Raw genomic sequence first — 6,233 nt, 5'->3', positions numbered from 1 at the left:
ATGTGTATAAGAGACAGCGCCACCACGCAACCGTGCTCGATATTGCAGGTGGCTCCCAGTTGTCGCAGGCCGGCCTGGTGCATGTCGAGCGGGCGCGAGCCGATCGCGTCACCGCCCGGTAGTGCGACCTTCGCCTTCAGACACCGGCCCACCAGGGGTCCCAGCACACAGACCGACGCCCGGAACTGGCGCACCGCGGCGAAGTCCGCGTCGTACTTGGGTTCGTCGGGCGAGGTGATACGCACCGTGGTGCCGTCGAGTTCGACATTGGCGCCCAGCCCGCGCAGCACCTCGGCCATCAGGGGCACGTCCAGAATGTCCGGGCAGTTGGTGATGGTGCTGGTGCCCTCCGCCAGCAAGGCCGCCGCCATCAGCTTCAGGACGCTGTTCTTAGCGCCACCGACGGCGACTTCACCGGACAATCGGTTACCCCCGGTAACCACGAAACGCTCACCCACTCGCGTCAGTGTAGTGACGACGCGAGCCCTGTCCCGACCAATCCGGGCTTCGGCCGAAGCGAGGATGGCACCGGTTCGCTCCCCCGGTACGGTTTGGGCTATGGCAGTGCACATCACTCGCGTTTACACCCGTACCGGCGACGACGGAACGACCGGCCTGAGCGATTTTTCTCGCGTACCCAAGACGGATCCCCGGCTGGTGGCCTACGCCGATGTCGAGGAGGCCAACGCCGCGATCGGTGTCGCGATTGCGCTCGGCCAACCCGCCGAGGCGGTGAGCGCCACGCTGCTGCGCATCCAGAACGACCTGTTCGACGCGGGCGCGGATCTGGCCACACCGGTCGCCGAGAACCCGAAGTACCCGCCGCTGCGGATCACCGCCGAGTACGTCGACCGGGTGGAGGCGTGGTGTGACGAATACAACGAACAGCTCGCCCCGCTCAACTCGTTCATCCTGCCGGGCGGCTCACCGCTCTCGGCACTGCTGCACGTGGCTCGAACCGCGGTGCGCCGGGCCGAGCGCTCGGCCTGGGCGGCACTCGACGCCTACCCGGACGGCGTGTCGGTGCTGCCGGCGAAGTATCTGAATCGGTTGTCGGACTTGATGTTTGTGTTGTGCCGAGTGGCCAATACCGACGGCGACGTGCTCTGGAAGCCAGGCGGCGAACGCACCGACGGTCCCGAAAAGTAATCGGCACCAATAACGTTCGCTTGGTCAGTAGCTCCGACGCCGGGCCCGCGGCGACGGGCGCGCCTCCAGCCAGGACAGGAAGGCGGTCCGCGCGCCGCGGTCCAGCGCTATCTCGAAGCCGGCCCGACGCTCCTGGGTGACATCGCAGAGTTCGAGCACCACGATCTCGTCGGTCATGATGTCGAATTCATCGCCCCGGGGGGCGCGGCGCGCCACCACGTCCACACCGCGTCGACTGAGCCGACGATCCGGCCACAGCCGCACGCTGGAAAGACGGTAGAAAGCCGCTTCACCGCCCCGATAGCGGACCACGCCATGACGCCAGCCATGGCCGCCCACGGCCGGAAGGTCGCGCATGATGGCGGCGGTACCGCCTTGCCGCAGCTTCCACAGCCGATAGCTCAGCGCGACAACCGCGCCTAGGAGAACGGCGACGAGCACGACCATAAAGATCATGGGCGTGCTCATCGGTTCACGCCTTTTTAGTCGATCACACCCAGGGCACGCAGCCTGGCCCGTCCCCGTGCAGCCATCTTGGGGTCGCTGGACTGGGCTTCGTGCCGTGCGGACGCCTCGTCGATCTCTGAGGTGAAGTCGACGGCCTCAGCCAGGATGCTGACCCCCTCTTCGGTCACCGACAGGAAGCCGCCGTGCACGGCGAGCCGCAGCTCGTCCTCTTCGACCCGGTCGACCCGCACCATGGCGTCGTCAACGAGCTCGGCAACCACCGGGATGTGCCCCGGAAGGATACCGATCTCACCGACGGTGGTCCGGGTGAAGATGAAGGTGGCCTTGCCGGACCACACCTTGCGATCGACCGCGACGATGTCGACATCTAGCTCTGCCATTACCCACCGCCTTTCGTCATCACCGGATTCCGGGTCACAGCTTGGCGCCCAGGCTCTCGGCCTTCTTGGCCAGGTCGTCGAGGCCACCGATCAGGAAGAACGCCTGCTCGGGCAGGTGGTCGAAGTCACCCTTGGTCAGCCGGTCGAAGGCCTCGATGGTCTCCTTCAGCGGCACCGTCGAGCCGGGCTGACCGGTGAACTGCTCGGCGGCCATCATGTTCTGGCTCAAGAACCGCTCGATACGCCGTGCCCGGCCGACCAGCTGCTTGTCCTCTTCGGACAGCTCGTCGATACCGAGGATGGCGATGATGTCCTGCAGGTCCTTGTAACGCTGCAGGACCCGGATGACCTCCTGGGCGACCCGGTAGTGGTCTTCACCGACGATGGCCGGGTCCAGAATGGTCGAGCTGGAGGCCAGCGGGTCCACCGCCGGGAAGATGCCCTTGGAGAACACCGCACGGGACAGCTCGGTGGTGGCATCCAAGTGCGCGAACGTCGTCGCCGGCGCCGGGTCGGTGTAGTCGTCGGCGGGCACGTAGACGGCCTGCATCGAGGTGATGGACCGACCACGGGTCGAGGTGATCCGCTCCTGCAGCTCACCCATCTCGTCGGCCAGCGTGGGCTGGTAACCCACGGCCGAAGGCATGCGGCCCAGCAGGGTCGAGACCTCGGAGCCGGCCTGGGTGAACCGGAAGATGTTGTCGATGAACAGCAGCACGTCCTGGCCCGCCTCGTCGCGGAACCACTCGGCCATGGTCAGGGCCGACAGCGCGACGCGCATACGAGTGCCCGGCGGCTCGTCCATCTGGCCGAACACCAAGGCGGTGTCCTTGAGCACGTTGGCGTCCTCGAGCTCGACCCACAGGTCGTTGCCCTCACGGGTGCGCTCGCCCACGCCGGCGAACACCGAGGTGCCACCGAAGTTACGGGCGATACGGTTGATCATCTCCTGGATGAGCACGGTCTTGCCCACGCCGGCGCCACCGAACAGGGCGATCTTGCCGCCACGCACGTAGGGGGTGAGCAGGTCGACGACCTTCAGGCCGGTCTCGAGCATCTCGGTGCGCGGTTCCAGCTCGTTGAAGGCCGGGGGCTTCCGGTGGATGCCCCAGTGCTCGAAGTCTTCGCCGTAGCCCGGCTTGTCGAGGCACTGCCCGAGGGCGTTGAACACGTGGCCCTTGACGTCGTGACCCACCGGCACCGAGATCGCGGCACCGGTGTCGGTGACCTCGGTGCCACGCACCAGGCCGTCCGTGGGCTGCATCGAAATGGTGCGGACTAGGTTGTCACCCAGGTGCTGGGCGACCTCCAGGGTCAACGTCTTGGCCAACTCCGAGAAGGAGATCTCCGCGTGCAGAGCGTTGAACAGCTCGGGCACCGCGCCCCGGGGGAACTCGACGTCGACGACGGGGCCGGTTACGCGCACCACGCGGCCGGCGGTTGTCTTGTCAGCGGTAACAGTCATTATCTTCTTCGCTTCCTAGTACTTACCGGGGGGCTTACCGAGAGGCGTCGGCGAGGGCATTCGCACCGCCGACGATTTCGCTGATTTCCTGGGTGATCTGAGCCTGGCGCTCGCGGTTGGCCTCAAGGGTCAACGCTTTGATCAAGTCGTCGGCGTTGTCGGTCGCCGACTTCATCGCGCGCTGGCGCGAAGCCAGCTCCGAGGCCGCCGAGTCGAGCAGCGCGGCATACACGCGGGTGGTCAGATACCGCGGCAGCAGCGAGTCGAACAGCGTGGTGGCGTCCGGCTCGAAGGAGTATAAGGTCCGGACGCCGGGATCTTCTGGTCCGACGTATTCCACCAGCATCGGGGCGATCCGACGCGCTTCGGCCGACTGCGACAGCATCGAGCGGAAGTCGGTCGACACGATGTGCAGTTCGTCGACGCCCAGGACACCGTCGGTGCCCGGGTGGTCGCCGTCGTCGTCGGCGCCGGCCAGGAATGCCTCAACCAGGGTCGAGGCGATCGTGGCCGCGTTCTCGTACGTCGGCTGCTCGGAGAATCCGGTCCAGGAGTCGGTGACCGCCCAGTTCCGGAACGAGTAGTAGGCCAGCGCCTTGCGGCCGACGACGTAGAGCACCGGGTCCTTGCCCTCCGAGCGGAGCAGAGAGAACAGTTCCTCTGCCCGGCGGAAGACGTTGGCGTTGTAGCCGCCACACAGACCACGGTCGGACGACACCACCAGGACTCCCGCCCGCCTGGGCTCGCTGCGCTCGACCAGCAGCGGGTGGTCCAGGGCCGCCTCGGCGGCCAACGTGGTGAGCAGCCGGGTGATCTCGTCGGCGTACGGCCGAGCCGTTTCCAGCCGGTTCTGCGCCCGGCCGATACGCGAGGTGGCGATCAGCTCCTGGGCCTTGGTGATCTTCTTGATCGACCCGGCTGAGCGGATTCGCCCGCGTAGTTCGCGAAGTGTGGCTGCCATAGCGGCGTTACTTCTTCTTCACCGGCGCGGCCTTGCGGACCTGCACCGCTTCCTTGCCGAGCTTGTCCTCGTCGAGCGCTTCAACGTGCTCGTCGGGAACCACCGAGCTGCCGTCCGAGGCGGCGAAGCCCTTCTTGAACTGGTTGATCACGGCAACCAGCTTCTCGCTGGCCTCGTCGGAGAGCTTCTTGGACTCGCGGATCCCGGTGAGGAGGTCGTTCTCCGAGGCCCGGATGTGGTCCAGCAGCTCGGATTCGAAGCGGCCCACGTCCTCGACCGGCACCGAGTCCAGGTGGCCTTCGGTACCCAGGAAGATCGAGACCACCTGCTCCTCGACGGGCAGTGGTGCGTACTGCGGCTGCTTAAGCAGCTCGACCAGGCGTGCACCACGCTCCAGCTGCGCCTTCGAGGTGGCGTCCAGGTCGGAGGCGAACGCGGCGAAGGCCTCCAGCTCGCGGTACTGCGACAGGTCCAGACGCAGCGAGCCGGCCACCTCCTTCATCGCCTTGATCTGCGCGGCGCCACCGACCCGGGACACCGAGACACCGACGTTGATGGCCGGCCGAACACCCTGGTTGAACAGGTCGCTCTCCAGGAAGCACTGGCCGTCGGTGATCGAGATGACGTTGGTCGGGATGTAGGCCGAGATGTCGTTGGCCTTGGTCTCGATGATCGGCAGACCGGTCAGCGAACCGCCACCCAGCTCGTCGGAGAGCTTCGCGCAACGCTCCAGCAGACGCGAGTGCAGGTAGAACACGTCACCCGGGTATGCCTCGCGGCCCGGCGGGCGGCGCAGCAGCAGCGAGATGGCGCGGTAGGCCTCGGCCTGCTTGGTCAGGTCGTCGAACACGATCAGCACGTGCTTGCCCGAGTACATCCAGTGCTGGGCGATCGCCGAGCCGGTGTAGGGGGCCAGCCACTTGAAGCCGGCGGAGTCCGAGGCGGGCGCGGCGACGATCGTGGTGTAGTCCATGGCGCCGCCCTCTTCCAGCGCGCGACGCACGCTGGCGATGGTGGTGCCCTTCTGGCCGATCGCGACGTACACGCAGCGAACCTGCTGGTTCGGGTCGCCCGTCTCCCAGTTCTTGCGCTGGTTGAGGATGGTGTCCACACAGAGGGCGGTCTTGCCGGTCTTGCGGTCGCCGATGACCAGCTGACGCTGGCCGCGGCCGATCGGGGTCATGGCGTCGACGGCCTTGATACCGGTCTGCAGCGGCTCGCTGACGCTCTGACGCTGAACCACCGAGGGGGCCTGCATCTCCAGCGGACGACGGGTCTCGGCTTCGATCTCGCCGCGGGCGTCGATCGGCTGTCCCAACGGGTTGACGACCCGACCGAGGAAGCCGTCGCCGACCGGCACCGAGAGCACCTCACCGGTCCGCTTGACCTGCTGGCCCTCTTCGATGTTCTCGAAGTTGCCCAAGATGACCGCACCGACGTTGTGCTCGTCGAGGTTCAGGGCCACGCCCAACACCCCGCCGGGGAACTCGAGGAGCTCCTGGGTCATCACCGAAGGAAGGCCCTCGACGTGTGCGATGCCGTCGCCGGCGTCGATGACGGTGCCGACCTCCTCGCGCGCGGTGTCGGCGCTGAAGGAGGTCACGTACTCCTCGATCGCCCCCTGAATGTCGTCAGAGGAGATTGTCAACTCTGCCATGGCTTTTCGTCTTCCTGCCTTCGAATGGGTATTGGGCTCTGAGACCTGGTAGGTCCGGGTCGGTCTTGATCAGTCGGGCAATTGCGTCTTGGCTGCGGCGAGACGCGACGACAGCGTGCCGTCGATCACCTCGTCACCTGTCTCTTATACACA

Annotated in this window: 6 protein-coding genes and 1 pseudogene; 1 reads left to right on the top strand and 6 read right to left on the bottom strand. The window is 66.4% G+C overall.

Annotated features, from left to right (window positions below; translation table 11 throughout):
* Positions 1-458, bottom strand: a pseudogene (locus LI94_RS19780) (UDP-N-acetylglucosamine 1-carboxyvinyltransferase); the annotation flags it as partial.
* Between the two features lie 100 nt (positions 459-558).
* Here LI94_RS19780 and LI94_RS19775 point away from each other — a divergent pair.
* Positions 559-1,149: a cob(I)yrinic acid a,c-diamide adenosyltransferase gene (locus LI94_RS19775; protein WP_024442347.1), complete on the top strand. Its 591-nt coding sequence runs from the start codon at positions 559-561 to the stop codon at positions 1,147-1,149.
* A 24-nt stretch (positions 1,150-1,173) separates the two neighbouring features.
* Here the strand turns inward: LI94_RS19775 and LI94_RS19770 are convergent, their stop codons facing one another.
* Genes LI94_RS19770 through atpA form a run of 5 tightly spaced genes read right to left on the bottom strand, consistent with a single transcriptional unit; the run spans position 1,174 to position 6,080 of the window.
* On the bottom strand, positions 1,174-1,617 hold the full coding sequence (locus LI94_RS19770; RefSeq protein WP_036457775.1) for a DUF2550 domain-containing protein: 444 nt from the start codon (positions 1,615-1,617) through the stop codon (positions 1,174-1,176).
* Between the two features lie 14 nt (positions 1,618-1,631).
* Positions 1,632-1,997: a F0F1 ATP synthase subunit epsilon gene (locus LI94_RS19765; RefSeq protein WP_024442345.1), complete on the bottom strand. Its 366-nt coding sequence runs from the start codon at positions 1,995-1,997 to the stop codon at positions 1,632-1,634.
* A 34-nt stretch (positions 1,998-2,031) separates the two neighbouring features.
* Positions 2,032-3,462, bottom strand: a complete 1,431-nt coding sequence (gene atpD / locus LI94_RS19760; protein WP_046302265.1) for a F0F1 ATP synthase subunit beta — start codon at positions 3,460-3,462, stop codon at positions 2,032-2,034.
* A 34-nt stretch (positions 3,463-3,496) separates the two neighbouring features.
* The gene (locus LI94_RS19755; RefSeq protein WP_024442343.1) at positions 3,497-4,423 is read right to left on the bottom strand and encodes a F0F1 ATP synthase subunit gamma; all 927 of its coding nucleotides are present in this window, start codon (positions 4,421-4,423) and stop codon (positions 3,497-3,499) included.
* Between the two features lie 7 nt (positions 4,424-4,430).
* On the bottom strand, positions 4,431-6,080 hold the full coding sequence (gene atpA, locus LI94_RS19750; RefSeq protein ID WP_024442342.1) for a F0F1 ATP synthase subunit alpha: 1,650 nt from the start codon (positions 6,078-6,080) through the stop codon (positions 4,431-4,433).
* Positions 6,081-6,233 lie beyond the last annotated feature (153 nt).

Source organism: Mycobacterium sp. UM_Kg27 (genome assembly GCF_000972905.1).
Classification (GTDB): Bacteria; Actinomycetota; Actinomycetes; order Mycobacteriales; family Mycobacteriaceae; genus Mycobacterium.
The sequence above is the reverse complement of the archived record's forward strand: the minus strand, read 5'-3'. Positions and strand labels throughout refer to the sequence as shown.